This is a genomic window from Marinimicrobium sp. LS-A18 (assembly GCF_000463525.1).
GTDB lineage: Bacteria > Pseudomonadota > Gammaproteobacteria > Pseudomonadales > Cellvibrionaceae > Marinimicrobium > Marinimicrobium koreense.
In genome coordinates this window covers 347,569-373,791 of record NZ_AWEP01000002.1, presented here as the reverse complement: position 1 = coordinate 373,791, position 26,223 = coordinate 347,569, and the positions used below count along the sequence as shown (strand labels likewise).

The following is a 26,223-nucleotide window of genomic DNA, read 5'->3' as shown; positions in this document are numbered from 1 at the left end:
TCCTGGTTACAATTCGGACAATCTAAAAGAGAAATTACAAACGCATTCAGGCGTGATCAGCGTGCCAGTTGGGCCGCTTCACGAGCCAGTTTTTCAATCTCGTCCCAACGCTTCTCGGCGATGAGCTCTTTGGGAGCCATCCAGGTACCCCCTACGCAGGCCACGTTGGGCAGGCTCAGGTACTCGGGCGCCTTGGCGAGGTTGATGCCACCGGTCGGGCAGAAAGTGATTTGCGGCAAGGGTCCGCCAATTGATTTGACCATGGACACACCACCGGCGGATTCCGCCGGGAAAAACTTCATGTGGGTAAAGCCGTGCGCCAACAGGTTCATGGCTTCACTGGGTGTGGCAATACCGGGCAGCAGAGGGACATCGCTGGCCTTGGCGGCTTCGATCAGCTCCGCCGTGGTGCCGGGGCTTACCAGGAACGTGGAGCCGGCTTCGACGGCTTTCTTCAGATCGTCCGGAGTGACGATGGTGCCCGCGCCAATCACGGCATCTTCCGGCAACGCATCGACCATGGCGCGAATCGCATCGAGCGCCACCGGGGTACGCAAGGTGATTTCGAGTACCTTCAGGCCGCCGTTGTACAGTGCCTGAGCCAGCGGTACCGCATCTTCCAGGCGCTCCACGACCATGACGGGAATGACCGGAGCCACCTGAACAATTTTATCGATACTTAATGCCACTATGCTTTCCTCTTGATTCGGTAACTGGGTTGATTAATACGAGCGATCCCGGGCGCGACGCCTCAGGGAGCCCAATACAGTGTCACTGGCACTTTGTTCTGACGCAGAACGGCACGAATCGGCATATCGCCCACCGGACCTTCACCTTGCGCGGCACGCAGGGCCTGCAATTTTTCTTCGCCAGTGATCAGCAGAACCAGACGACGGGAATTGACGATACCCGCCAGGCTCAGGGTCATACGCTCAGTGTACTCACCGGTCACTTCACTCTGGTGCGCGGTAATCGCCGAACACAGTGAATCGGTGGTCAGCGCTTCCTCAAGCCCTTCGGCGTTGGGGAACAGGGACGCGGTATGACCGTCCGGCCCCATACCCAGAATGGTGAGATCGAACGGCTGGGCCAGCTTCTGATAGGCCTGCTCGCAGGCGGCGAGGCCTTCGGCGGCAGTTTCCGCCGAGTTCTTCATGCCCAGAAACGGCGCCTGACCGGCAGCGTGTTGCAGAAGATTTTTCTGCACAAACGTCTCGTTGCTTTTGGCGTGGCCCGGCTCGACCCAACGCTCATCTACCAAGGCCACCTGGATCCGTTTCCAGTCCAGAGCGATCTGGCTCAGTCGCTGATACAGGGGCGCCGGAGAGCTGCCACCGGACACCAGGAAACTGGCCTGATCACGCTCTTTCAGCGCCTCGTCCAGTACCGCCACGCAATCTTCCTGCAACGCCGCCAACAGGGCTTCGCGGCTGTCAAAAATCTTTTCGTCCAACATCAGTCCTGATCCTCCGTCAGCAGCTCATCCATGTTGAACCAACTGCGACCATCGCCGGACAGCAGCTCTTCGGACGCTTCGGGACCCCAGGAGCCAGCCGGGTACGCCATGGGCTTGTTTTCCGGGCGCTGCCAGGCTTCGATGATCGGGTCCACCCAGCCCCAGGCCGCGTCGACTTCCGCGCGGTGAATGAACAGGCTCGGGTCACCGGCGGCGGCATCCAGCATCAGGCGCTTGTAGGCGTCACTGACAAAGTGCTTGTACTTCTCAGCCAGGTTCAGGTTCAACACCACCGGCGTCAGCTCGGTTTCGTGCTTTTCCAGGTTCTTGGACATCAGCACCATCTGGATGCTTTCTTCCGGTTGCAGACGGATCACCAGACGGTTCGGCGTTACTCCGCCGGCCGACTCGGGATACACCTCGTGGGAGACGTCTTTGTACTGAATGACGATTTCTGCAAAACGCTCTTTCAGTCGCTTACCGGTGCGCAGATAGAACGGCACTTTCGACCAGCGCCAGTTATCGATGTGCGCGCGAATGGCAACAAAGGTCTCGGTATTGCTGTCTTTGCCCAGCTCGTCCAGGTAACCGGGTACCGCTTTGCCATCCATCTCGCCCGCCGCGTATTGGCCGCGCACGGTATGCCACTTGACCGCATCACCCTGGAGTGCTCGCAGGGACTCCAGCACCTTGATCTTCTCGGAGCGGATGCTGTCGGCGGTCAGCTTGTTGGGCGACTCCATGGCCACCAGGCAGAGCAACTGCAACAGGTGGTTCTGGACCATATCGCGCATGGCACCGGCGTCGTCGTAGAAACTCGCGCGCCCTTCCAGGCCCACGGTTTCGCACAGGCTGATCTGCACATGGTCAATGGTTTTGGCATCCCACAGATGCTCGAAGATGCCATTGGCGAAACGCAGTGTCAGAAGGTTCTGAACCGCTTCCTTACCGAGGTAGTGATCGATCCGGTAAATGGACTTCTCGTCGAAGTATTCACCAATTTCAGTATTGATCGCATCGGCCGACGCGGCGTCGTAACCCAGCGGCTTCTCCACCACCACGCGAGTGGTCGGGCTGATCAGATCACTTTCGGAAATGTGCTTACAGCAGACACCGAACACACTCGGAGGCGTCGACAGGTAGAAAACGCGATTGTCGTTTCCGGACTTGAGGATTTCCGCCATTTTTTCCCAGTGCTCATCCCGGGAAGAGATGTCGAGGAACAGCGGGTGGATCATTTTCGCGAAACGATCCCAGGTTTCAGCCACAAACTCGCCTTTGCGCAGGTGCTGTTCGGCGGCAGCGCGAACCTTATCCTGGTACTCGGCCACGGCTTCCTGACGACGGCAGGTACCGAAAATGCGAGTGCCCTCAGGCAACTCGTCATTGCAATAGGCGCGATACAGGCCCGGGATCAGTTTGCGCAGCGCCAGGTCACCGGCACCACCAAAAATCACAAAATCAAATGCTTTCAGCATGGACTAAAACCTTGTGTTCTGTATTTGCGGTTATACATTGAGCCCGGCACGATCACCGGGCTCGAACGCTCTCACTACCAACGGAAGACGGTGGCTCCCTCTTCGGCCAGGCCGACTTCGGCACGCAAGGGGGCAAACAGCTCGCGGCCCATGCCATAGTGGCTGTTGGATATGTCGGTCTGCTCCGGCTGACGGCTGGCCAGTTCCTCTTCGGAAACCAGCAGCTCCAGCTTGCCTGCATCGGCATCCAGCTCAATCATGTCGCCATCGCGCACCAGCGAGATGGGGCCGCCATCGAGCGCCTCGGGGGTCAGGTGGATGGCCGCGGGGATTTTACCAGAGGCACCGGACATCCTGCCATCGGTGACCAGCGCGACCTTGAAGCCGCGGTCCTGGAGCACGCCCAGCGGCGGAGTCAGTTTGTGCAACTCCGGCATACCGTTGGCTTTCGGGCCCTGGAAACGCACCACGGCAACGAAATCCCGGTCCAGCTCGCCGGCCTTGAACGCCGCCTGGAGGTCTTCCTGACGGTAGAACACCCGTGCGGGCGCCTTGACCTTACGATTCTCGGGCTTGACTGCGGACACTTTGATGACACAGCGGCCCAGGTTGCCCTTGAGCAGCGCCATGCCGCCGGTTTTGCCGAAGGCACTGCCGGCCGGGCGCAGGACGTCCTCATCCAGGCTCTTCTCCGGCGCATCGCGCCATTCGATTTTGTCGCCTTCCAGGAACGGCTCCTTGGCGAAATGGGACATGCCTTTACCCATAATGGTGGTCACGTCCTCGTGCATCAGCCCTTCGCTGAGCAGGCTTCGGATCAGGAAGCCCATGCCCCCCACCGCCTGGAAGCGGTTCACATCCGCCAGACCGTTGGGGTAGACACGGCACATCAGCGGGATGATTTCGGACAGGTCGGCCATATCCTGCCAATCGATGATCACGCCGGCGGCCCGGGCGATAGCGGTCAGGTGGATGGTGTGGTTGGTCGAACCACCGGTAGCCAGTAGGCCGATAATGCCGTTGACCACGGCTTTCTCGTCGATCACATCGGCAATCGGCGTGTACTGATCGCCACTCTGGGTCAGTTTCACCAGTTGGTTGGTCGCCTCGGTGGTCAGCGCATCGCGCATCCCGGTGCCCGGGTTCACGAAGGAGCTGCCCGGCAACTGCATGCCCATCATTTCCATCAGCATCTGGTTGCTGTTGGCGGTGCCGTAGAAGGTACAGGTACCGGGGCTGTGATAGGAATCCATTTCCGCCTTGAGCAGCTCTTTACGGCCGACTTTACCCTCGGCAAACAGCTGGCGGACCTTCACTTTTTCCGAATTGGGCAGACCGGAAGGCATCGGGCCCGCCGGCACAAAAACCGTGGGCAGATGACCGAACGACAGCGAGCCGATCATCAGGCCGGGCACGATCTTGTCGCAGATGCCCAGGCAGTGCACGGCATCAAACATGTCGTGGGACAGGGAGACAGCAGTGGACATGGCGATCACGTCGCGACTGAACAGCGACAGATCCATACCATCCCGCCCCTGGGTAACCCCGTCACACATGGCGGGCACGCCACCGGCGACCTGGGCGGTCACACCGTTGGCGAGAGCGGCCGTTTTGATTTTCTCGGGGTAATCAACGTAGGGCTGGTGCGCCGACAGCATGTCGTTGTAGGCGGTCACGATCCCGATATTGGGCGCGCCGGTATCCATCAGCTGCTGTTTCTCTTTCTCGGAAGAGGCAGCAAATCCGTGAGCCAGGTTGCCACAGGACAGGCGCTGGCGGGAGGGGCCATCATTGCGCATCGCATTGACGCGCTCAACATAGGCCGCCCGGGTATCTCGGCTTCGGTCGATGATCCGCTGGGTAATATCGGAGAGTCTTTTGTGAGTCATTTCAGCACCATTGATTACTTTACATCCAGCCAGACGCCCTCGCCCGCCACCCGCGGGAGCGATTTATCGGGTCGGACGGCCTGCCCCGGGCGCTGTCACCCCGCTTGCGGGTGGGCTGACCCGGCGTTGGGGGCCGGACAGCACCGGGGGACGGCACCATGGTCAGTCCGCCAAGGGCCAGTCCGCCAAGCCTCGTCTGACTTGCTATATTCACGGTCTAATGCTCCTCAGGGCTCATCCGATACATTGCCGGACAATACTCCCGAGGCTCTCTCACACGTCTCCGTGCAGCGGTTATAAATGATTTTTCCGCCAGAGACCCAGGGTCGCTGGCGGCCGTACTGTTTCCGCTGTTACTTTGCTTGTTTGTAGTAGTTTATCAGACTGCGGGTCGAGGCATCATGTTTGTCGCTCACCTCGGCGCCGTCTGCCAGCTCCGGCTGGATACCGGCGGCCAGCACCTTACCCAGCTCCACACCCCACTGATCGAAGGAGTGAATCTGCCAGATGATGCCCTGGGTGAAGATCTTGTGCTCGTACAGTGCAATCAGGGCGCCCAGAGAGCGCGGCGTCACCTTGTCCATCAACAGGGTGTTGGTCGGGCGATTGCCACGGTGCACCTTGTGGGCCACGATTTCTTCAATCCGCGCCTCATCCATACCCTTGGCCTTGAGGTCCGCACGCACCTGATCGGCGTCGATGCCCTTCATCAGCGCCTCGGTTTGCGCGAACATATTGGCCATCAGCGCATCGTGATGCCCTTCCACTTCAATGGTGGGCTTCACCGAGCCAATAAAGTCGGCGGGGATGATGTCGGTTCCCTGGTGCAGGAACTGATAGAAGGCGTGCTGGCCGTTAATGCCCACCTCACCCCAGATCAGCGGCACGCTGCCGTAGGTCAGGGTCTCACCTTCCCAGTTGACCGACTTGCCGTTGCTTTCCATTTCGGCCTGTTGCATGTAGGCCGGGAAGCGGTGCAGGCACTGGTCGTAAGGCAGCAGGGCATGGGAGGGATAGCCGAGGAAGTTGCGGTTCCAGATACCGACCAGGGCCAGCATGACCGGGGCGTTTTCCGCCAAGGGGGCTTCGCAGAAGTGGCGATCCATTTCATAGGCGCCCTGCAGCAACTCCTCAAAGGCATCAAAGCCCTGTTGCAACGCGATGGGCAACCCGATGGTGGACCAGAGCGAGAAACGACCGCCGACCCAGTCCCACATTTCAAAGATGTTTTTCTCCGCTACACCGAACTCCACCGCCTTCTTCACATTGGACGATACGGCCACGAAATGCTGGCTGGTCGTGGACTCGGAACCGCCGCCTTTGAGGAACCAGGCCCGGGCGGTGTTCGCGTTGGTGATGGTTTCCAGCGTGGTAAAGGTCTTGGAGGCCACGATAAACAGGGTGGTTTCGGGATTGACCCGCTCCAGCACCTGGGCGATCTGGAAACCGTCCACGTTCGAGACGTAGTGGGTGCGCAGCGTATCGTCGCTGTAGGCGCTCAGCGCTTCGGTGACCATCAGCGGCCCGAGGTTGGAACCACCAATGCCGATGCTGACAATATCGGTGATCGACTTGCCGGAAAAACCTTTCCACTCGCCGGAGCGCACGCTGGTGACCAGCTCGCGCATGTGATTCAGCTCGCGCTCTACCTGAGGGCGAACATCCTTGCCGTCCACCATGATCGGCTTGCCCGACTTGTCCCGCAGCGCCACGTGCATGACGGCACGATCTTCGGTCCGGTTGATGTGCTCACCGCCGAACATGCGATCGCGCCAATCCGCCACCTTGGACTCTTCCGCCAATGCCAGCAGCCCCTTACGGGTCTCTTCGGTGATCAGATTCTTGGAATAATCAAACAGGATGTGGGGAGCGCGAATGGAGAAGTTGTCGAACCGGGACTGATCCTCGGCAAACAGAGACTTGAGCTCCCGCTGACGCAGGGTATCGGCATGCTGTGCCAGGGATTGCCAACTCGGTAACTGGGTAGGACTTGCCATGTATCGACCTCATTTTTCCGCAGAGCGGGTCACTTGTGTTGGAAGCAATTGTGGTTTTTTGGCGGCGTCCGGTGCATCAGGTCGCCTGCCCGCCCAACCGCCGCTTCGGTTGACCGACGCGAAAGACTGCGTAGGTATTTAGCGATGACACCGCCGCTGCGCCGGGTGTCAAAGGTGCCGATTGAGCGCTGCAAAGCACCGCCGCCTCTGGCCTGGCGAGAAATTGAGCGTGCTTCAAAAAGGCAGGCATAATAAGCACTTAGGGTGAAAAAGTCAATTTGAGCGGCTTTCCAGCGCTGGTCTCACAGGGTAAGCTGGCTTATTTGTCGAGGCCGAGTTTGCGCCATGTCCCCATCCGCTGACGTTCACTCCACCCCGCCGCTGGGAATCATTGAAGGTTTCTTCGGCCGCACCTGGTCCTGGGCGGCCAGGACCGACATGGTCCACTTCCTGGCCCGACAGGGTTACGATTTTTACCTCTATGCCCCGAAAGCGGACCCCCACCTGCGCCGCCACTGGCAGACACCCTGGCCGGAAGACGAGTGGCGGGCCCTGTGCGCGCTGCGCGACACCTGCCGGGCGCTGGGTATCCGCTTCGGGGTAGGACTCAGCCCCCTGGAGCTCTACCGGGAGCCCTGGTCGCAGAGCCGGGAGGCCCTGACGCGGAAACTCCAGGCGCTGAACCGCCTCGAACCGGACCTGATGGGACTGTTATTCGACGATATGCGCGGCGACCTGCCCGAGCTGGCTGAACGCCAGGTATCCCTGGCCCATGTCGCGGCCGAGGCCAGCAGCGCCGAGCACCTGATCCTCTGCCCGACCTATTACAGCTTTGACCCCGTTCTGGAGAAGGTTTTCGGAACGCGTCCGGCCGGCTACTGGGAGCATCTCGGGCAGAACCTCGATCCGTCGATCGACCTGTTCTGGACCGGGCCGGAAGTCTGCTCCCGGACCTACCCCGATGACCACCTCACCCAAGTCAGCCAATACCTGCAGCGGCGCCCCTTTCTCTGGGATAATTACCCGGTCAATGACAGTGCGAGCCTGAGCCCCTATTTGCGCCTGGACGCCTACCCCGCCAGCCATGCCAGACTGAGCGGACAGGTCGCGGGCCACGCGGTAAACCCGATGAACCAGGCCTACCTGTCGCAGATTCCGCTACACTCCCTGCCGGAAGCCTACCGGGCAGGCGGCGACTACCGGCCGGAGGCGGCGTTCATGAGCGCGACCCGGGCCTGCACCCCGCCCGAGCTGGCCAGACACCTGATCGCCGACCGGGCACTGTTGCAGGAACGAGGGCTGAATGCGCTCACGGACGCCGAGCGACGCGGCCTGGAAGACCGTTATCAACCCTTCGCCGAGGCGGGGCAACCTCAGGCCCGGGAATTGCTGGACTGGCTCAACGGTGGCTATGCGTTTGACCCGGCGTGCCTGACCGATTGACTGGCCAGACCCCATCAACCCACAAGACACACTGACCACAGCAGAGTGTTAAACTGTAAATAGTCAGAACGACTAATTATGGGCGGCGATCCCGCCCATCACGATGTATCGCAAACACAGGAGCGACTATGCAGACGAGAAAACTCGGCAACAGCGAACTGGTATTGAGCGAAGTGGGCCTGGGCTGCTGGCAGCTCGGTGGCGACTTCGGCCCGATCACCGCCGACACCGTCGAAGCCATCCTTCAGACCGCTCTGGACGAAGGCATCACCTTCTTTGATACCGCCGATGTGTACGGCGGTGGTGCCAGCGAAACCTACCTGGGCCAACACCTGGCCAACCGCAACCCCAAGCCGGTCATTGCCACCAAATACGGCCGCGGCGACGGCGCCTACCCCGACGGTTACTCCCTGACCCACATGCAGGACTCGGTCAAGCGTGCCCAGGACCGCCTGAAGACCGACACCCTGGACCTGCTGCAACTGCACTGTGTGCCCACCGAAGTCATGCGCCACGGCGAAATCTTCGACTGGCTGCGCCGACTGCAGCAGGACGGTCAGATCCGCTATTTCGGAGCCAGCGTGGAAACCGTTGAAGAGGGGCTGATCTGTGCCGAGCACGATGACCTGACCTCACTGCAGGTCATCTTCAACATCTTCCGCCAGAAACTGCTCGACGAACTGCTGCCCCGGGCCGAAGACAAGGGCATTGGCATTATCGTTCGCTTGCCCCTGGCTAGCGGCATGCTGAGCGGCAAGTTCACCGAGAACACCCAGTTCGACAAAACCGACCACCGGAACTTCAACCGCGATGGCGACGCCTTCAATGTGGGCGAGACCTTTGCGGGTATTCCGTTTGAAACCGGCGTCAAACTGGTGCGCGAACTGGAAGGCATGGTGCCCGAAGGCTACACCATGGCGCAGATGGCCATGCGCTGGATTCTGGACCAGCCCGCGGTCACCAGCATCATCCCCGGCGCCAGCTCCGCTCAGCAAGTGCGGGAAAACGCCAACGTCAGCGCGCTCAAGCCCCTGGAAGACGGCTTGCATGAAGACCTGTATCGGTTCTATCAGGACCAGGTACAGCAGCACATTCGCGGCGCCTACTGATCGCACCATTCCGCCATCGGGCCCGGCCAGCGCCGGGCCCGATGGTCTCAAGACAGCTGATTTTTAACGGCTTTTCTGCTAGCGTGAGCGCCTTTCCACTCCACTCACGCAACTTCTGAAGGGCCCGCATGTCCAGTTCCAATCCCTCCAGCTCCAACCACCCCAGCCCGCTCAGCGCCGAACAGATTCTGGAGATCGACCGTCAGCACGTCTGGCATCCCTACTCCTCGTTTCTGAACCCCACTCCTGTGTTCCCTGTGCAACGGGCCGAGGGCGTATACTTGCACCTGTCCGACGGCCGAAAGCTGGTGGACGGCATGTCCTCCTGGTGGTGTCAGCTTCACGGCTACAACCACCCGCGCCTGAATCAGGCCATTCAGGACCAACTGGAGCAGATGGCGCACGTGATGTTCGGCGGCCTGACCCACGAGCCCGGCGTCACCCTGGCCAAACGACTGGTGGAGTTGACCCCGGAGGGCCTGAACAAAGTGTTCCTGGCCGACTCCGGCTCGGTTTCGGTGGAAGTGTCGCTGAAAATGGCCATGCAGTTCTGGCAATCCCAAGGGCGCCCGGACAAGCACCGTTTTCTGGCCCTGCGGCGCGGTTACCACGGCGATACCTTCGGCGCCATGTCGGTATGTGACCCCGTGACCGGCATGCATCAGCTGTTCAGTCACACCCTGGCACAGCAGCTGTTTGCCCCCCAGCCGGAATGCGGCATCGATGAACCCTGGGACGAGCGCCATATTGCGGACTTTGAAGCCCTGCTGGTGACGCACAAAGACGAGCTCGCAGCAGTCATTCTCGAGCCCATCGTGCAGGGCGCGGGCGGCATGCGCTTTTATTCCCCCGATTACCTGCGCCGGGTGCGGGAACTGTGTGATGAACACGATGTGCTATTGATTGCCGATGAAATCGCCACCGGCTTTGGTCGCACGGGCAAACTGTTCGCCTGCGAACACGCGGGCATCAGCCCCGATATTCTGTGTCTGGGCAAGGGCCTGACCGGCGGTTATATGACTTTGGCGGCGACGCTGTGCAACGATAAAGTCAGTGACGGCATCTGCCGGGGTGAAGCCGGGGTGTTTATGCATGGGCCCACTTTCATGGGCAATCCGCTGGCCTGTTCGGTGGCCAATGCCAGCATTGATCTGTTACTGGATAGCGATTGGCAGGGACAGGTTGGGCGTATCGAATCTCAGTTGAAAGAGGAGCTGGGGGCGTGTCGGAATTTGCCGGCGGTAGCCGATGTTCGGGTATTGGGTGCGATTGGTGTGGTGGAGTTGCACGAGCCGGTGGATATGGCGAAGGTGCAGCCGCGGTTTGTTGAGGAAGGGATTTGGGTACGGCCCTTTGGTAAATTGGTGTACATCATGCCGCCGTTTGTGAGCACGCCAGAGGAGTTGCGGCAGTTGACCAAAGGAATTTATAAAGTGGTTGCGGAGTTGGGGTGATGGATGGCGCATCTCGCCCGGCCTGCGGCGGGGTGGACCCTTTCAAGACACGCCGTGAACCCATCCCTGGGGGCTCGACGCGCGGAGTCCCTCCGCTTACGGTCTTGAAAGGGTCCACCCCACCCCAGGCCTCCGTGCCACCATCAGAGTAACGCAGCAGTCCAATGGATCGGTTTAATTTTCGTTCCGATGCGTCGGGCCGATCCGTCCAGCGCGAACCATGCCACGGAGGGCCGATGCGGGGTAAGCCCTTTCAAGACCGTGGAGCGGGGGACCCGCGATTCGAGCCTACAGGGATGTATGTACGGCGTGTCTTGAAAGGGCTTACCCCGTAGCGGCCCGGACGTCATGCAACACCGGAACGTTCATAACAATCACCGAATGGGACGAATACCCACTGCTTCGCGGAGTTTACCAATAAACTCGCGGCTTTCTTTGCGGGCTTTTTCGGCGCCGGCCTGCAACACCTCTTCGATGTGGGCCGGGTTGGCCAACAAGGCTTCGTAACGCTCACGCGCTTCACCCAACTGGCCATTCACCAATTCAAACAACTGCTTCTTGGCTTCGCCCCAGGCGATACCCTCGGCGAAGGCGGTGCGCATTTCATCGGTCTGCTCCGGGGTGGCGAAGGCCTGCCAGATCTGGAACACGGTGGAATCGTCCGGATCCTTGGGATCGCCGGGTTCCAGCAGGTTGGTTTTGATTTTGTTGATGTGCTTTTTGAGTTTTTTCTCGGGCAGGAACAACGGAATGGTGTTGTTGTAGCTCTTGCTCATCTTGCGACCATCCAGGCCCTGCAACACCGCCACATGGTCGTCCACTTTGGCTTCAGGCAACACGAAGTGATCACCGTAATGGTGATTGAAGCGCGCGGCGATATCGCGGGCCATTTCCACGTGTTGAGTCTGGTCCTTGCCTACCGGCACTTCATTGGCGTTGAACATCAGGATGTCGGCGGCCATCAGCACCGGATAGCTGTACAGGCCCATGGTGACACCGAAGTCCGGATCCTCCCCCGCTTCCATATTGGCGGCGACGGCCGCTTTGTAGGCGTGGGCGCGGTTCATCAGGCCTTTGGCGGCCATGCAGGTCAGCAACCAGCAGAGTTCGGGAATTTCCGGGATATCCGACTGGCGATAGAACACCGCTTTGTCGGTGTTCAGACCCAGTGCCAGCCAGGTGGCCGCGATCTCGCGGGTGGACTGATGCACCTGCTCCGGGTCCTGACATTTGATCAGCGCGTGGTAATCCGCCAGAAAATAGAAGGATTGGGCATCGTCCCGTTCACTGGAGCGAATGGCCGGGCGAATGGCGCCGACGTAGTTGCCCAGATGAGGCGTGCCTGTGGTGGTGATACCGGTTAGAACCCGCTGTTTACTCATGATCGTTATCGTATCGCTGTTCAGTGGTGGGAACGGAAGGCCGCTATGATACAGGCTGAAACACCGGTTTTGCACCCGACACTCAGATTTTTGAGGTCCGCGACAGCCCAATCAGCTCATCCCGATAGACCGGATGCCAGCGCCGCTCATGCAGAAAATCGATATCAGGTACAGCAAGCCATTCGCCCTGGGCCCGCGCCCGACACCAACTCAGCAACCGTTCCGCAAACGCCTGGGCCTCAACCTCGGGATTTTCCGGATCGCTCAGGTAACGGTATTCGGGCGCAAACCACTCCGGGTAGGCTTCACGATCCGGCACCAGGGGGCGACAGCCCGCCGCCACCGCTTCCAGTACCGACAAACCCTGAAAGTCATGCAACGCTGTGGACAGCACCACATGGCTCTCGGCCAGCAGGCGGCCGTAGGCTTCCCGACTTTCCACATAACCCCAGGCGCCTCCGGCGTAATGAGCGTCCAGCAGGGACTTCAGCGCGTCAAACGCGGGCGGTTGCTGGCGGAACTGCTGCCCGACCACATGCACTCGAATCGCCGGCTCACCGGCTTTTCCCGCCGGACACAACTCGAAAAAACGGCGTAGACCATTGAGCAGCCGATCCGGCGCTTTGTCGTATTCCCAACGGTGGTTCCAGATCAGGGTCAGAGGGCCATCCTCTGGTGCCCGGTCCGGCACAAAGCAGTCGCGCTCGATCGGTATGGGCATCACCCGACTGCGGGCGTGCAGCTGTGCCAGAACGGTATCCGGCGCCCGATCCGGCAACCGCGCCAGCAGGTCCGCCACCCCGGTGAGAAAGGTCTGCCGGTTGTAATCGGAATTGAACGCCACCTGATCGGCGCACAGGGCCGTGTACAGGTTGATCAGTTGAGGTTCGACATTGGCCCGCTGTTGCTTGCGCTGGGGGTAGGCAAACTGATTTTCGTGAAAGTAAACCAGGGTGGGAATGCGCGCAACCTCGGGCACCAATCCGCGCAGAGCCGACAGGTCCACCATCGAGGTGGCAATCAGGAGATCGTAGGGTTCACGCAGACAGTGCGCCTGCTCAAACGCCCAGAGAAAACCGCTGCCACGCATGCGCCACTTGAAGTGACGCGGGGGCAGACTCAACTGTGTCCACTGCCAATCCGGGTACCGGGCGGCCAGTTGCTCCCGCCATCGACGATGACTGGGGGCATCGTATCCGGACAGGAGCAGGACGCGCATCAGGTGAGCGGCTGACCGTGCAACTGAGCCGCGTCTGTCAGCAGGTAGACCTCAAGACCCGCCTGGGCCAGCAACTGCACGGCGACATCGCTGCGTCGCCCGGCATCATCGGAAACGACATAAGCGGTCGATCTGTCCAGCTCGCCCAAGGCACCGCGCAGCTGTCCGAGCGGGAGATTGCGACTGCCCTCCAGCTTACCGAAACGCCGCTCCACCACCAGACGGACATCGAGAATGACGAACTCGCCCAAAGAGGCGGAGCGCTCGCGCCACTCCGACGCCGGGATGGTCTTGACCACCGGCTCCTGCAACAGGGTTTTGAAATCCGCTTTTTCCAGGCGCATCAGCCGCCCGGCGGTCAGCATGTCGACATTGGCATTGCGGGTCGTATCACCGACCAGCGCTTCCTCACCAAAGTAGGAACCCGCGCCCAATTCCGCCAAGACCCGACCGGCCTTGTCGGTTACCGACGCGCGCCCGGATTCGAGTACGTAAAAATAATCACCGGGTTCGCCTTCGCGGACAATCGACTCGCCTTTTTCGACGTCGATTTCTTCGAAGCGGACAAACAGTTGCTGAATATGGCCCGGCGGTACTCGCGTAAAGAGCGGCGACTCCAGCAGGTAGGACATCCAGTCATGATCATCCGCCCCGCTGCTGTCTCCCTCGGGATGATCGCCGCTCTGACTCCAGGCCATTACCAGATCCAGAAAATCGCGCTCCAGAACAATCAGCTCGACGTCCGTTTTGGCAACGGCCGAGACTTGCGTGGGGGAGTGATCCGCCAGAGGGAAACTGGCATTGTCCGATCCCGCCTCCAGGCTGCTGCTCTGAAACTGGGCATCGATCAGGTCGACCCGGCCGGATACCAGATAGTGCTGCACATCCAGGGTTTTGCCCCGTTTAAAGATCAGTGTGCCGCGGGGTATCTCTACCCACTCGGCCTTTTCCAGCACCTTGTCCAGGTACTCATCAGACAGGCGATCGAAAGGGGAAAAAACCCGTAAAGTGTCCCGTTGGAGACTCATAGAACGTTTCTACCGTGCAATCAAAACAAACGGGGAATGTTGATCCCCAGCGTATAGGCAGTCTCGTCCAGTTGAGTATCGCGGGCCAGGCCCAGGTCCAGTGTCCAGCGGGTGCTGCCGACATTCATGCGCGCGCCGCCGGCAATGATCGGATCCTGACGGCGATCATTGTCATACATCTCCAGAATCCAGATCGGTCCGGTTACCGGTTTGAACGTCGCCGCCACGCCCCAGGTGGCGTAGGTGTCATCCAGTGGCCGATCGTGCTCCACCCCACCGTTGAGGTGCAGCGTGAGGCTGTCCATGGGCTGGAAGCTCAGGGGAATATTCAGATAGTAGGTGTCCATCTCGCTGGTCACCCGGTTGTAGCGAAACCCCGCACTGCCGGCCAGCGCCGGGCCACTGCGCGAGGCCCACAACACCCGCTTGTAATCGAGCCCGATGGTGGTCAGCTCGTCATTGGACAGGTTGTACTCCAGTGGCACGGTCCACTCGCTGGCGCCGGTAATATTGCACATCGGTGCCACCGTTGCGCGGGTGGTCGGATCGATCCGCGTGATCCAGGTATCCAGGGCACAGGTTTGTGGTGGCGTTGTGGCCGCGTCATCAACCAGAAAGTGGCCACCATTGGCGCCTGCCTTGACGGCCATCAGTATCGAAGCCGCCGCAAGCATCAGTGGCAAGGCCGCTCGCCCCAGCGTTGAACGATAGAAACTCCCGGACATAAACCCTCCTGCTGGTGTCATGATTGCCCCGGCGGATGCGGGTAGCGATAGAATTCGTTGAGGATCTGATGAAGATAGGCCGCATCGTCCCGCCCCGCCAGTTCGCGAATGGAATGCATGGCAAAGGTGGGCACACCCACGTCCAGGGTTTTGACGCCCACTTCAGCCGAGGTGATCGGCCCGATGGTGCTGCCGCATTCCATGTCAGTGCGGGAGACAAAGGTCTGCACCGGCACGTCGGCCCGCTCGGCCAGGTCACGGAACAGGGCGCTGCTCTCACTGGTGGTGGCATATCGCTGGTTGGCGTTGACCTTGATCACCGGTCCCCGGTTCAGACGCGGGCCGTGATTGTCGTCATGGCGATCGGCAAAGTTCGGGTGCACGCCATGAGCGTTGTCCGCGGAAATCATCAGGGAGGCATCCAGCACCCGCATACGGGTTTCCGTCTCGGGCACCAGGCGCTCCAGAAACTGTTGCAGCATGGGCCCCTTGGCACCGCAGGCGGAGGCACTGCCCACTTCTTCGTGATCGTTGCACACCAACAGCGTGCTGTGCCGGTCATCGGCCTGCAGCAGGCTCTGCAGGCCCACATAACAGCTCAACAGGTTGTCCAACCGGGCACTGGCGAGAAAATCCTGGGCCAGACCGATCAGTGCCGGTGGCTGCGTGTCGTACAGACTGATTTCAAAGTCCAGCACCTCATCCACATTCAGCGACGGTTGTTCAGCCAATAACTGGGCCTTGAGCCGATCACGAAAGGACGGCTGATCCACGCCGTCCATCTCACTGAGCAGGAGCGGCGGCAATTCTTTCTGCGGATTGATGCTGCGCTGACGATTGGCTTCCCGGTCCAGATGAATGGCGAGGCTGGGCACCACGGCTACCGGTAACTTGAAGTCCACCAGACCGCTGCGGATTCGGCCTTCACCATCGCGATAGCTGACCCGCCCCGCCATGGACAGGTCCCGGTCAAACCAGGGGGCCAACAGCGCACCACCGTACACTTCCACGCCAAGCTGAGCATATCCCTGGCGGGACAGGTCCGGCTGCGGTTTCACTTTCAGGCAGGGGCTGTCGGTGTGGGCACCGACCATCCGGATACCGTCGGTCTCCATGGGCTCGCGCCCGTAAATGAAACCAATCACGGAGGAGCCATTGCGCATGACCCAGTACTTGCCGCCGGGTTTGAGACTCCAGCGCTCACCCTCGACCAGGGGCTGGAAGCCGGCCTGGGTCAACTGGGCCGCAATATTCTCCGCCGCGTGAAACGGCGTGGGCGAAGCCTGCAGAAATTCCAGCAGGCCCCGATTGAATGCTTGGGAGGATTGATCAACCATAAACGACATCTATCCAAATGAATCGAGACAACAGCGTGATTTGCTTGGGGTGGGAATCAAAGCGCCACCCAGATGAGCGCGGCCCCCAAGAGCAACCGATACACAACGAACGGCATCATGCCAATTTGCCGAATATAGTGCATGAAATAGTGGATGCACACAAACGCACTGACCCCGGCGATAGCCGCGCCTGCCAAGAGTTCACCCCAAGGTGCTGGCTCGCTCTGCAACCACAACTGTAAGGCCTTATAGCCACCGCTGAGCGCAATCACCGGCACCGATAACAGAAACGAGAAGCGGGCCGCATCCGTTCGCGTGAGTCCCAGAAATAGCGCCGCGGTTATGGTGATGCCGGAGCGGGAGGTTCCCGGAATCAGGGCCAGCGCCTGGGCAAGGCCGATGATCAAAGCGGTTCTCCAGGTAATGTCCAATACGGTTTTCGCGCGCCCGCCATGCCAGTCCGCCCAGCCCAGCGCCAGGCCAAATACAATCGTGGTAATTGCCACCACCCACACCGAGCGCAGATGGGTTTCGATCGCGCCATCAAACACCAGTCCGGCCAGCGCCGCCGGCACCGTTGCCAGAATCAGATACCAGGCGAGCTGGCTGTCTTCCGTGCCTTCGCGACGGGCAAACACCTGCCCCAACCAGTCGCGCGCCATGGCGCCCAGACTGTGGCGAAAATACAGTACGACGGCACTGAGCGTGCCGACGTGTACCGCGACATCAAAGGCCAGCCCCTGATCCGGCCAACCCAGCAACTCCGATGGCAGCAGCAGATGCCCCGAACTGGATATGGGCAGAAATTCGGTAATGCCCTGGATCAGGGCCAGAAAAACAATCTGCAACAGGTCCATAGCGCTTTCCGTGACTATAATGAGGCTCAGGAACGAATCCGCTCGCGTTTCTTCCAACTGATTTCATCGCGCAGGTAAACGGGCCGGGCCTGCTCGGCGGACACCGCCTGCCCCTGCGCGAGCGCAAAGGCACCCAACGGCAGCATATCGCGGGCGTCCGGCTGTACGTCCATATCCACCGCCGATGGCGCCAGCTTTTCCAATGCCGGGTAGTGCCATCCCGGCCCCACGCCATAAAAACCCGCCTCCCCGGTGTGCCCGGCGGCAAGCTCGACGACCCGCTCCGGGGGAGAAACGGCTTCATCGGTCAAGGTTTCAACACCGCCGCCACCGGATTGGGGTTTGACCAGAGTCCAATACACTTCCTGCATTCTCGCATCCAGCGCAACCAGCAACGGCGTGGAGGCGCTGGCCAGGTCGGGATGCCGCCGATAATAACCGACCGTCATGGCCTCGAGCGTGGACACGCCCACGACGGGCAAATTCCGCGAAAACGCCAACCCTTGAACCACCCCCAAACAGATTCGGAGGCCGGTAAATGACCCGGGACCGCGACCGAACACCAGCGCATCCAGGTCGGCCAACGCCAACCCGGCCTCCGAGAGCACCTCGTCCACCATGGGCAGCAGACGCTGGGTGTGGCTCTTGGCGGCCAGCTCAAATCGGGAAATGATCCGTTCTCCGTCCTGCAGCGCGACGGAGCAAGCATCGGTTGAGGTATCTAGGGCAAGAAGTCGGGTCATAGTGTCATGTGGGTCCAGAGAGAAGACGCCGCATTCTGCCAGATTTCACCCCGCCGTGCATCGATCTACCTCACGTAAGCCTCCACAACGAAAAAAACCCGGCTCCCAGCCCATTTCTGGCCGGGAGTTCCGGGTTTTTACTAAAGGCGATCCCTTTACAGGGCTTCGCCTGGCCTAAGCGGCCGCCCGGCCCGTCCTGGACGAGTGAGCGGTGCCGACTCGCGTTTTACTTCTTACGCGAACGACCGGAGCGCTTGGCGGTCGCTTTGCGAGCCCGGGTTTTCGCCGGTGCAGTGGTGGTCCGCTTGGCGGTAGCCCGCTTTTTGGTGGCCTTCTTCTTGGTTTTCGCCTTGGCTTTGGCGGCAGCTTTACGCTCGACCTGCGCCATTTTCACCTTGGCCTTCTTCTCGGCGGCTTTGGCTTTGGCAGCGGCTTTTTTGCGTGCGGCCTTCACCTTACGCTCATCCGCTTTCTCGCGGGACTTTCTCCAGCGCTGCTCGAAGGAAGCCTTGGCTTTCTCGAGATCGGTTTCGGCACGCTTGGCCAGATTTTCGCGCAACTCGGTAATCTTGGCTTCAGCCGCTTCGGCGGCGGCTTTTGCGGTTGCCATCGCCTTGGCTTTGGCAAGCTCTACGCGCGCTTCCGCGACCTTGGCTCGAGCGGCCTTGGCCTTTTCATTGGCCTTACTGACCGCGGCGGTGGCAGATTTTGCCGAACGCTTGTCGACCGCGCGCTTGGAAGTAGCGGCTTTCGACTTTGCCGCCGTCGCTTTCTTGCGAGCGGCCTCTACTTTCTTAGCGTGATCAGCAACATCTTTCTGCAGCTTTTCGATTTTCGCTTCCACTTTTGCCACGGCCGCGTCAACGGTTTTGGTGGTTGAAGTGGTGCGTTTTGCGGTGGCGCGTTTGGCGGTTGCCTTACGCTTTTTTGCTACTCTGGCCATAAACGTTTCTCCTCAACTTCGTATCGTTGTTTGCACATCAGTTGAATCATAAACCGAGCACAGTCTATGTGCTTCCAGTCTGCACACAAATACTATGTAAAAATTAGCCACATTGCGAGTTTTTAGCAAATTTTTTAATGATTTTTCGGCTTTTTTTTAATTTTTATCACGTTTTTGGTAAAACTGAACCGTTTCAGGTGTTGCCGGAATGCAACGCGGGTAATTTTTCGTTGCTCCCAAACGCATCAGGGCCCGCAAGCGGGCCCTGATGAAATCGCAAAAACTAAGGTGTAACGCTTCGCTTATTTCAGCACCGATTCCAGCTGTGCGCGAATGTCCGCAATGCTGCCGACACCTTCAATGCGAGTGTAATGAGGTGCGTCCGGGTTTCCGGATTTTTCCAGGTCGCGGTAAAAGTTGACCAGCGGTTTGGTTTGCTCATGATAGACCGACAGACGCTTACGCACGGTATCTTCCCGATCATCTTCGCGCTGAATCAGGGGCTCGCCGGTAATATCATCCACTCCTTCTTCTTTGGGCGGCTGATGGTTGATGTGATAGACCCGACCAGAGGGCTCATGCACACGACGACCGGCCAGACGGGAAACAATTTCTTCATCATCCACATCGATTTCGATCACGTGATCGATTTTGATCCCCTCATCCAGCAGCGCCTGCGCCTGGGGGATGGTGCGGGGGAAACCGTCGAACAGAAAGCCCTTGGCGCAATCCGGGGCCTTGATACGCTCTTTTACCAGGGCGATGATCAGGTCGTCCGGCACCAGACCGCCCGCCGACATGATGTCTTTTGCCTGCAAACCCAACGGTGTGCCTGCCTTGACGGCCGCTCGCAACATATCACCGGTGGAGATCTGGGGAATACCGAACTTATCCATGATCAACTGAGCCTGGGTACCTTTACCGGCTCCCGGGGCACCGAGCAGGATTACTTTCATGGGTTGCTCCTCTAAAGCAGTACGGATTGGCGGACTGATGGCCAATGAAAAACCGCATACGATACACGCACGGCCCCGGGAGCACAATATAACGACAATCAGCCCCCGGAAACCCTTGATTTGGCGACTTTCACCCACATTCCTTATATAGAGAAGCTGTAACCGGGAGGTTCCGTAGCGGAACCGACATCGGGTGGCCACTTTTCCCTATCGGGAGTTAGCTGGCCGCAAAAAGCTGCTCTATACTGAATTTGAGGGGGTCCGGTCGACCGCCCACACTGACCAGCAATGAGGTTTTATCGATGAAAGTCAGCGAACTCATGAGTCATTGGGAAAAAAATGCCCGCGGCGAACTGACCAAGCAGGCCTACGCCGTGCACCTGCCGATGGAAGATGCGGCACGCATCGAAGCACTGTGCGAGATGTACCCCAAAAAAACCCCGGAAAGCCTGATCACTGACCTGCTCTCCGCCGCCTTGAGCGAGCTGGAATCCGGCATGCCCTATATAAAAGGTGGCACCGTCGTGGCGGAGGATGAACTGGGCGATCCGATCTACAACGACTCCGGCCCCACCCCCCGGTTTCTGTCGTTGAGCCAGAAGCACCTCCAGAAGCTGAAAGGAGAGCCAGCCTGAATCAGGCTGGCAACGCCGGAAAAATCGTCCGCGGTAGACTATGCTTAGGTCTTGTGACACCTGCCAACAGCAGAGGATACGACTATGGGACTGTTCAACCGACACGAGCAGGACAATGCACCGGAAGACGATGACCTGGACCTGCCCACCCGAGACGACTTCCACGCGCCTCTGGTGGATGAGCCCAAAGCCCGCAACGCAACCCGATACAGCATTGACGACGCCATGGCGCTGATGCGCCAATTGCCCGACGAGCCGGATGACCGGTTGATGGAGGTCATCTGTAAAACCCTGGAATCCGCGCGTATCCGGACCGACGATGTGCTCCAGGATGCTCAGCAGAAAGAGCAGCGGATTCGCCGTGAGCACCAGGGTATCGAGCAGGATATTGCGGCCCTCCAGAAGCAGATAGATGACAAGCAGTCACAACTGGCGGAGCTGAGCACCTCACTGGAGGAACTGACCCGTATAAAGGCACGTTTTGAGCAGGTCCGGGCCCCTCAGACACAGGCGCCGCCTGCACCGGCGGAAGCGCCCCTGACGGATTCCGAACCCTTGAGCGACAGCCTGGAAACGACCGAACCGGCCACGCCCATTGCGGCCGGGCGCCGGGGGCGCGGCAGCCTCTCTTCCTAATAAGGAAACACCCAAAAACCGTCGTCAAATCAGGCCTTTGCTCACCGCAGGCAGAGGTCTGATCTCAAGCGCCAACCGCCCGCTGTCCGTCCCCTGATTGATCATACTCGCCCTAATTGATTGCCGCGCCCGCGCCCCCTACAATAGGTAGTGAGAGAAATTCATAATCAGGATAAAAACTATGTCTGTATCAACCGCCTCTGATTCCATTGATCTGGATGACTACGACCGAAAAATTCTGCGCGCCCTCCAGGGCAGTGCGGACTACTCCATGGCCGATCTGGGCAACCTGATCGGGTTGTCGCATACTCCCTGCTGGCGCCGCCTCAAACGGCTGGAAGCCGAAGGCATCATCCGGGGGAAAGTGACTCTGCTGGACCCGAAAAAGGTGGGAATGCATGTGGTGGTGCACAGCGCCGTGCGTCTGACCGGCCACCAGAGTGAAGCCCTGGCGGAGTTTGAAGCGGGGATACAGGCCGTCCCCGAGGTCCTGGAATGCTATGCCAGCACCGGAGACAGCGACTATTTATTGAAGGTCGTGGTCAATAGCATCGAGCATTACGAGCAGTTGCTGAATGAAAAGCTGCGCCCCCTGCCCCATGTTGCCTCGATTCGCTCGAACTTCGCGCTCAAGCAGGTGAAATACACCACCGAGCTGCCGCTGTAGTCAGGTCGGGAAAAAGAGGCAGGGACGCTTCAGGCATCCATTTCAGCGAATTGCTCCGCTTCCTGGTAAATGATTTCCGATACCACCTCATCCTGGTGCTTGGTCGCACAGTCCACCGTGATATCGGCATAGCGCTGATACAGGGCCCGACGCTCCTCAAATAGGTCGGCCAGAGTCTGTCCCGGCGCGCAGGCGATGCCCCGGGTGGAAAAATTGTGCACCCGCCGCTCGAGCTCCTCCAAGGGAACGTCCAGGAACACAATCCGGCCGGCTTTTTTCAGATGCTGCATACCGGGGTCGCTGTAAACCACGCTGCCGCCGGTGGCGATCACATGGTTGAGATACTGCGACTCCAATAACACCTGCTCTTCCACCTTACGCAGATACTCGTAGCCGTGATCGTAAATGATGTCCTGAAGCGCCTTACCCTCCTGGGTCTGGATGAGAATGTCGGTGTCCACAAAGGCCTTGACCAACTCTTTCGCCAGCAGCAGCCCCACGGTGCTCTTGCCCGCGCCGGGCATACCGACCAGTATCAGACTGTTGCCAATCGGCTCGCTCACGGAAGTCTCCTCGTATCACGCCTGGCCCGGAAACACGGGCCGGCTCGTTAACGTCAGACCTTGAACCTTACCACCAGTTCTCTCAGGCTGGAAGCCAGATCGGTCAGGCGTCCACTGGCGCTCGCCGTGGTCGCCGCATCATCCTGCGTCCGGGCCGCCAGCTCGTTGATCTCCACCATGTTTTTGTCGATATCGGCGGTGACGGTACTCTGCTCTTCAGCGGCACTGGCAATCTGAATCGCCATATTGGTAATCCGCTGTACCGCCTCGGCAATATCCTCCAGGGATTGCCCGGCTTCCCCGGCGGCGGTGACGGCCTCTTCGGTCATTTCGCTGCTGGAGGTCATGGCCTCAACCGCTTCCTGCACGCCGGACTGAAGCCGGGTCAACATGGTGCGGATATCCTCGGTGGACTGCTGGGTGCGGCTGGCCAGGGTGCGAACTTCATCCGCCACCACGGCAAAACCGCGCCCCTGTTCGCCCGCCCGCGCCGCCTCGATGGCGGCATTCAACGCGAGCAGATTGGTCTGCTCGGCAACGCCGCGAATCACATCAATGACGGAGGTGACGTTCTTGGCTTCTTCTTCCAGACGGCGCATGCTCTCCGCCGTTTCGCCAATGTGGGCCGAGAGGCTGTTCACCCGGGCCACGGCCCGCTCAATGCGCTCGCGCCCCACATCGGTGGTGCCCGATGCGTTTTTGGCACTGTCGGCGGTCTCGTTGGTATTCTGCGCCACCTCCTGAATGGCGGCGGTCAGCTCATTCACGGCCGCCACCACCATATTGATGGCCTGGCCCTGATCGTCGGCCGCTTTCTGGCTGCTGGTGGAGGCCTGCAGCACCTGCTCACTGGAAACGGAAACGTCTTCGGTGGTGTGACGAATATCGCCAATCAATTGCTGCAACCGGTCCATAAAGCGGTTCACATGCCCGGCAAGCTGTCCCAGCTCATCGCGCCGATCGAGGTTGATGCGCAGGGTAAGATCTCCATCGCCCTCGGCGATGTCGTGAATCCGGCCGCTGATTTCATTGAGAGGACGGGTAACAACCAGAGGCAAGAATAAGGCGGCCAACACGGCGATCAGAGTGCCGGCCACACCCGAAAGGGTGAGAATGGAGCTCATCTGAGCCTCTTCGGCATCGACACGTTGGTTGAGCTCATCAACCTGTCGTAATCGTCGCTCGGATACGACATCCAGGTGGGTTCTTAACGCGTCAAACGCTTCCGACACCTCACCGAATGACCGGTCTTCCAAAAACCCGAGCGTCATCTGATCAGCGTTGCGTGCATCCTCGACGATGGATTCACTCAGCTCCAACCAACGATCGTAGAGCTGTTGAAACGTCTCGCGCTCTTCGCCCGTCGCAATCTCGGAGAGATCCAGCGACTGCATGGCGCGGTCATAGGTCTGCTGAGCGTTATCCTGGTGCTCCCGATACAGCGCATCCATCGCACTACTTCCGGGATCGGCTAACAACATGGCCCGCTCCGCGGTCAACGCCTGATAAAGGTCGCGATCGGCCTGCATCAGCAGCTGGATTTCCGGAAGGTTCACCGTGCCAATGGTATTGGAATAGCTGCCCATCTGCTTGGCCGCTCGGACCGAGTAAACACTAACGGCGATAAAGATAATAACCAGAAGCGATAAAGGCAGCATCAGCTTCCATCGAAAGCCTATATTGTTATACCAACTCAACATAACGAACCCTTCAACAAGACCTATATAAGAAAATCCGGCGTTTAGCAGACCGTATCGAAATACCTATTTTCAGCCCCCACCCACCATATATAGCGTTGGGCGTCATCGGGATTGGTTATTAAAGTGTAGCCGAGAAAGGGCAAAAACCACGCCTGTCCGTTAATCATCGGCCAGGCGCAAAAATCCTGAAGGAAAATTCGGGTGGGATTTTACCGGTGGAGTTTAAGGCTGACCTGGGTCAGCTTCGAGTCGCGCATATCCAGCACCACAAACTCCACATCCCCCAGGCGAACCCGGTCGCCCACCACCGGCTGGCGGTACTGGCTGTAGATGTACCGGGCAATACTCCAATTGGCCATCTCCTCCGGCACTTCAAAGCCATAGAGCATGCCGAGGTCCGCCAGCTTGGCCCGAGACGTGACCACAAACTCCCCGAAGAACGCCTGAGCCGACAGCCGGTCCGGCTCGTCCACGCCCACCAGCAGCTTGTCGAGGGCGGGCAAGTCCGTGGCGGAGGCCAGCAAGTAGACGTGATCGCCCGGCTCCAGGGTATGACTTTCCTTGAGCGACAGCGGCTGATCCTCCCGCAAGACACACAACAGGCTGGCGCCCGCCGGCAAGGGCAGTTTATCGGTGGGCGAGCGCAGCGCCGGGCTGCCCTCAGCAAGCTTGTAACCGACAAATTCGTAGCCCACCTGCCCCGGCACGCCCAACTCGACCCGCTGGACCCGCGACGAGGTGGTGGGCACATCCAGCTTCAACCAGCGGGCCAGGGGCGCCACGGTCCAGCCCTGCATCACCAGAGACACCAGCACAATAAAGAAGGCGATATTGAAAAAGAACGGCCAGTTCTCAAAGCCTGCCAACCAGGGAAACATGGCCAGCACAATCGGCACCGCGCCGCGCAGCCCCACCCAACTGATGAACAGCTTTTCCCGCCAGGCGAACTGAAACGGCATGAGACACAGCCAGACCGCCACGGGGCGCCCGACCAGAATCAGAAACAGCCCCACCAGCACGGCGCTGGGTGCATAGAGCATCAGTTCGCGGGGCGATACCAGCAGGCCCAACATCAGGAACAGACTGATCTGGGCCAACCAGGCGATACCGTCATGGAAGCGCTGGATGTTGTACAGTCCCCGGGACAGCCGGTTGCCGACCACCAGGCCCGCCAGATACACGGCGAGGAACCCGCTGGCCTGCAGGACCGCTGCCAGGCCGAAAATGGAGATGCCACCAAACAGGGCCAACAGAGGGTACAACCCCGGGCTCAGGGCCAGACGGGCGACACCATAGGCGAGAACCCTTCCGCCCAGCAGACCAATGCCAGCCCCCAGCCCCATCTGCCAGACAAACTGCCCCAGCATCAGGGCGTCAAAACCGCTCTGCTGGCTGACCATGAACTCCACCAGAATAATGGTGAGAAAGATCGCCATCGGGTCGTTCAGGCCGGATTCGATTTCCAGCGTCGCGCCCACCCGGGTCTTGAGCGCCAGCCCCTGCATGTTCAATACCGAGAATACCGCCGCCGCATCGGTGGAGCCCACGATCGCCCCGATCAGCAAGCCCTCGACCCAACCGATGCCCAGAATCCAGGCGGCAAAGGCGCCGGTCAGGGCCGCTGTACCCACCACCCCGACGGTGGCCAGGAGCAAGGCCGGGCGCAGCCCGACGCGAAAGTTGTGCCGATCGGTGCGCAAGCCACCATCGAACAGAATCACCGCCAGCGCCAGGGTGGCCAGGAAGTACGCCGATTGAACATCGTTGTAACGAATGCCGCCGAGACCGTCTTCCCCCGCCAACATACCGATAATAAGAAACACCAGCAGCAGAGGCATGCCCATGCGCGGGGAGAGGGTGCTGGCGAGAATGCTGATCACAAACAGCATTCCGCCAAACAGAATGAGCTGGTTCAAGGTATCCATAGGGCGCCAATACTACTACATATCCAGAGAATGGAGCCGGCCAATTGTGCCGGCCCCGGTAACGTCACAGCGGGTTTCCTG

At 59.7% G+C, this 26,223-nt stretch carries 23 protein-coding genes; 6 read left to right on the top strand and 17 right to left on the bottom strand.

What is annotated here, in order from left to right:
* Nucleotides 1-56 precede the first annotated feature (56 nt).
* The 5 genes from N645_RS0101665 to pgi form a co-directional block, all read right to left on the bottom strand.
* The gene (locus tag N645_RS0101665) at nucleotides 57-689 is read right to left on the bottom strand and encodes a bifunctional 4-hydroxy-2-oxoglutarate aldolase/2-dehydro-3-deoxy-phosphogluconate aldolase (protein WP_024459775.1); all 633 of its coding nucleotides are present in this window, start codon (nucleotides 687-689) and stop codon (nucleotides 57-59) included.
* 62 nt (nucleotides 690-751) lie between these two features.
* Nucleotides 752-1,456: a 6-phosphogluconolactonase gene (gene pgl / locus N645_RS0101660; protein WP_024459774.1), complete on the bottom strand. Its 705-nt coding sequence runs from the start codon at nucleotides 1,454-1,456 to the stop codon at nucleotides 752-754.
* Nucleotides 1,456-2,934 (bottom strand): glucose-6-phosphate dehydrogenase, encoded by a 1,479-nt coding sequence (zwf, locus tag N645_RS0101655; RefSeq protein ID WP_024459773.1) that lies wholly within the window; start codon nucleotides 2,932-2,934, stop codon nucleotides 1,456-1,458. The genes pgl and zwf overlap by 1 nt, the downstream gene beginning before the upstream one ends.
* A 74-nt stretch (nucleotides 2,935-3,008) precedes the next feature.
* Nucleotides 3,009-4,823, bottom strand: a complete 1,815-nt coding sequence (edd, locus tag N645_RS0101650) for a phosphogluconate dehydratase (protein ID WP_024459772.1) — start codon at nucleotides 4,821-4,823, stop codon at nucleotides 3,009-3,011.
* 353 nt (nucleotides 4,824-5,176) lie between these two features.
* Nucleotides 5,177-6,820, bottom strand: a complete 1,644-nt coding sequence (gene pgi / locus N645_RS0101645) for a glucose-6-phosphate isomerase (protein WP_024459771.1) — start codon at nucleotides 6,818-6,820, stop codon at nucleotides 5,177-5,179.
* A 345-nt stretch (nucleotides 6,821-7,165) separates the two neighbouring features.
* Between pgi and N645_RS0101640 the strand changes: the two genes are divergently transcribed.
* The 3 genes from N645_RS0101640 to bioA all read left to right on the top strand — a co-directional run bounded on the left by N645_RS0101640 (nucleotide 7,166) and on the right by bioA (nucleotide 10,826).
* Entirely contained in the window at nucleotides 7,166-8,263 is a 1,098-nt protein-coding gene (locus N645_RS0101640; protein ID WP_024459770.1) for a beta-N-acetylglucosaminidase domain-containing protein, read from the top strand.
* Between the two features lie 128 nt (nucleotides 8,264-8,391).
* A complete protein-coding gene (locus N645_RS0101635; protein WP_024459769.1) occupies nucleotides 8,392-9,372 on the top strand; it encodes an aldo/keto reductase in 981 nt (326 codons plus the stop codon).
* Between the two features lie 128 nt (nucleotides 9,373-9,500).
* Complete coding sequence (bioA, locus tag N645_RS0101630) at nucleotides 9,501-10,826, top strand: adenosylmethionine--8-amino-7-oxononanoate transaminase (RefSeq protein WP_024459768.1); 1,326 nt, start codon at nucleotides 9,501-9,503, stop codon at nucleotides 10,824-10,826.
* 374 nt (nucleotides 10,827-11,200) lie between these two features.
* On the opposite strand, the gene N645_RS0101625 is transcribed toward bioA, so the two are convergent.
* The 9 genes from N645_RS0101625 to adk all read right to left on the bottom strand — a co-directional run bounded on the left by N645_RS0101625 (nucleotide 11,201) and on the right by adk (nucleotide 20,016).
* Nucleotides 11,201-12,208, bottom strand: coding sequence for a tryptophan--tRNA ligase (locus tag N645_RS0101625; protein WP_024459767.1), 1,008 nt, complete (start codon nucleotides 12,206-12,208; stop codon nucleotides 11,201-11,203).
* An 82-nt stretch (nucleotides 12,209-12,290) separates the two neighbouring features.
* A complete protein-coding gene (locus N645_RS0101620; protein ID WP_024459766.1) occupies nucleotides 12,291-13,427 on the bottom strand; it encodes a DUF3524 domain-containing protein in 1,137 nt (378 codons plus the stop codon).
* Nucleotides 13,427-14,455 carry a cyclic nucleotide-binding domain-containing protein gene (locus N645_RS0101615; RefSeq protein ID WP_024459765.1) on the bottom strand — a complete coding sequence of 343 codons (1,029 nt, stop codon included), beginning with the start codon at nucleotides 14,453-14,455 and terminating at the stop codon, nucleotides 13,427-13,429. The genes N645_RS0101620 and N645_RS0101615 overlap by 1 nt, the downstream gene beginning before the upstream one ends.
* Before the next feature lie 20 nt (nucleotides 14,456-14,475).
* On the bottom strand, nucleotides 14,476-15,180 hold the full coding sequence (locus N645_RS0101610) for a hypothetical protein (protein ID WP_024459764.1): 705 nt from the start codon (nucleotides 15,178-15,180) through the stop codon (nucleotides 14,476-14,478).
* Between the two features lie 17 nt (nucleotides 15,181-15,197).
* Nucleotides 15,198-16,517: a M18 family aminopeptidase gene (locus N645_RS0101605; RefSeq protein ID WP_036159759.1), complete on the bottom strand. Its 1,320-nt coding sequence runs from the start codon at nucleotides 16,515-16,517 to the stop codon at nucleotides 15,198-15,200.
* 56 nt (nucleotides 16,518-16,573) lie between these two features.
* Nucleotides 16,574-17,374, bottom strand: coding sequence for an undecaprenyl-diphosphate phosphatase (locus N645_RS0101600; RefSeq protein ID WP_024459762.1), 801 nt, complete (start codon nucleotides 17,372-17,374; stop codon nucleotides 16,574-16,576).
* A gap of 26 nt (nucleotides 17,375-17,400) precedes the next feature.
* The gene (gene tsaB, locus N645_RS0101595; protein WP_024459761.1) at nucleotides 17,401-18,117 is read right to left on the bottom strand and encodes a tRNA (adenosine(37)-N6)-threonylcarbamoyltransferase complex dimerization subunit type 1 TsaB; all 717 of its coding nucleotides are present in this window, start codon (nucleotides 18,115-18,117) and stop codon (nucleotides 17,401-17,403) included.
* A 226-nt stretch (nucleotides 18,118-18,343) separates the two neighbouring features.
* Complete coding sequence (locus N645_RS16465; RefSeq protein WP_152521602.1) at nucleotides 18,344-18,970, bottom strand: hypothetical protein; 627 nt, start codon at nucleotides 18,968-18,970, stop codon at nucleotides 18,344-18,346.
* A gap of 392 nt (nucleotides 18,971-19,362) precedes the next feature.
* Nucleotides 19,363-20,016: an adenylate kinase gene (gene adk, locus N645_RS0101585; RefSeq protein WP_024459760.1), complete on the bottom strand. Its 654-nt coding sequence runs from the start codon at nucleotides 20,014-20,016 to the stop codon at nucleotides 19,363-19,365.
* 302 nt (nucleotides 20,017-20,318) lie between these two features.
* Between adk and N645_RS0101580 the strand changes: the two genes are divergently transcribed.
* From N645_RS0101580 to N645_RS0101570, 3 genes are all read left to right on the top strand, one after another.
* Nucleotides 20,319-20,651, top strand: coding sequence for a hypothetical protein (locus tag N645_RS0101580; RefSeq protein ID WP_024459759.1), 333 nt, complete (start codon nucleotides 20,319-20,321; stop codon nucleotides 20,649-20,651).
* Nucleotides 20,652-20,735: 84 nt separating this feature from the next.
* On the top strand, nucleotides 20,736-21,287 hold the full coding sequence (locus N645_RS0101575; RefSeq protein WP_024459758.1) for a hypothetical protein: 552 nt from the start codon (nucleotides 20,736-20,738) through the stop codon (nucleotides 21,285-21,287).
* Nucleotides 21,288-21,468: 181 nt separating this feature from the next.
* On the top strand, nucleotides 21,469-21,954 hold the full coding sequence (locus N645_RS0101570; RefSeq protein WP_081665790.1) for an Lrp/AsnC family transcriptional regulator: 486 nt from the start codon (nucleotides 21,469-21,471) through the stop codon (nucleotides 21,952-21,954).
* Nucleotides 21,955-21,983: 29 nt separating this feature from the next.
* Here N645_RS0101570 and N645_RS0101565 read toward each other — a convergent pair whose 3' ends face one another.
* From N645_RS0101565 to N645_RS0101555, 3 genes are all read right to left on the bottom strand, one after another.
* Entirely contained in the window at nucleotides 21,984-22,478 is a 495-nt protein-coding gene (locus N645_RS0101565; protein ID WP_051174294.1) for a shikimate kinase, read from the bottom strand.
* A 92-nt stretch (nucleotides 22,479-22,570) separates the two neighbouring features.
* A complete protein-coding gene (locus N645_RS0101560; protein WP_238559178.1) occupies nucleotides 22,571-24,175 on the bottom strand; it encodes a methyl-accepting chemotaxis protein in 1,605 nt (534 codons plus the stop codon).
* Nucleotides 24,176-24,426: 251 nt separating this feature from the next.
* Nucleotides 24,427-26,142, bottom strand: a complete 1,716-nt coding sequence (locus N645_RS0101555; protein WP_024459754.1) for a potassium/proton antiporter — start codon at nucleotides 26,140-26,142, stop codon at nucleotides 24,427-24,429.
* Between the last annotated feature and the right edge of the window lie 81 nt (nucleotides 26,143-26,223).

Excerpts from the sequence above, each read along its gene's own strand:
- tsaB (WP_024459761.1), bottom strand. The coding sequence starts at position 18,117 with ATGACCCGACTTCTTGCCCTAGATACCTCAACCGATGCTTGCTCCGTC.
- zwf (WP_024459773.1), bottom strand. The coding sequence starts at position 2,934 with ATGCTGAAAGCATTTGATTTTGTGATTTTTGGTGGTGCCGGTGACCTG.
- pgl (WP_024459774.1), bottom strand. The coding sequence starts at position 1,456 with ATGTTGGACGAAAAGATTTTTGACAGCCGCGAAGCCCTGTTGGCGGCG.
- N645_RS0101605 (WP_036159759.1), bottom strand. The coding sequence starts at position 16,517 with ATGGTTGATCAATCCTCCCAAGCATTCAATCGGGGCCTGCTGGAATTT.
- N645_RS0101575 (WP_024459758.1), top strand. The coding sequence starts at position 20,736 with ATGGGACTGTTCAACCGACACGAGCAGGACAATGCACCGGAAGACGAT.
- N645_RS0101560 (WP_238559178.1), bottom strand. The coding sequence starts at position 24,175 with ATGCTGCCTTTATCGCTTCTGGTTATTATCTTTATCGCCGTTAGTGTT.
- N645_RS0101635 (WP_024459769.1), top strand. The coding sequence starts at position 8,392 with ATGCAGACGAGAAAACTCGGCAACAGCGAACTGGTATTGAGCGAAGTG.
- N645_RS0101565 (WP_051174294.1), bottom strand. The coding sequence starts at position 22,478 with ATGCCCGGCGCGGGCAAGAGCACCGTGGGGCTGCTGCTGGCGAAAGAG.
- N645_RS0101600 (WP_024459762.1), bottom strand. The coding sequence starts at position 17,374 with ATGGACCTGTTGCAGATTGTTTTTCTGGCCCTGATCCAGGGCATTACC.
- N645_RS0101555 (WP_024459754.1), bottom strand. The coding sequence starts at position 26,142 with ATGGATACCTTGAACCAGCTCATTCTGTTTGGCGGAATGCTGTTTGTG.
- N645_RS0101570 (WP_081665790.1), top strand. The coding sequence starts at position 21,469 with ATGTCTGTATCAACCGCCTCTGATTCCATTGATCTGGATGACTACGAC.
- N645_RS0101580 (WP_024459759.1), top strand. The coding sequence starts at position 20,319 with ATGAAAGTCAGCGAACTCATGAGTCATTGGGAAAAAAATGCCCGCGGC.
- pgi (WP_024459771.1), bottom strand. The coding sequence starts at position 6,820 with ATGGCAAGTCCTACCCAGTTACCGAGTTGGCAATCCCTGGCACAGCAT.
- edd (WP_024459772.1), bottom strand. The coding sequence starts at position 4,823 with ATGACTCACAAAAGACTCTCCGATATTACCCAGCGGATCATCGACCGA.
- N645_RS0101615 (WP_024459765.1), bottom strand. The coding sequence starts at position 14,455 with ATGAGTCTCCAACGGGACACTTTACGGGTTTTTTCCCCTTTCGATCGC.
- N645_RS0101625 (WP_024459767.1), bottom strand. The coding sequence starts at position 12,208 with ATGAGTAAACAGCGGGTTCTAACCGGTATCACCACCACAGGCACGCCT.
- bioA (WP_024459768.1), top strand. The coding sequence starts at position 9,501 with ATGTCCAGTTCCAATCCCTCCAGCTCCAACCACCCCAGCCCGCTCAGC.
- N645_RS0101610 (WP_024459764.1), bottom strand. The coding sequence starts at position 15,180 with ATGTCCGGGAGTTTCTATCGTTCAACGCTGGGGCGAGCGGCCTTGCCA.
- adk (WP_024459760.1), bottom strand. The coding sequence starts at position 20,016 with ATGAAAGTAATCCTGCTCGGTGCCCCGGGAGCCGGTAAAGGTACCCAG.
- N645_RS0101620 (WP_024459766.1), bottom strand. The coding sequence starts at position 13,427 with ATGCGCGTCCTGCTCCTGTCCGGATACGATGCCCCCAGTCATCGTCGA.
- N645_RS0101640 (WP_024459770.1), top strand. The coding sequence starts at position 7,166 with ATGTCCCCATCCGCTGACGTTCACTCCACCCCGCCGCTGGGAATCATT.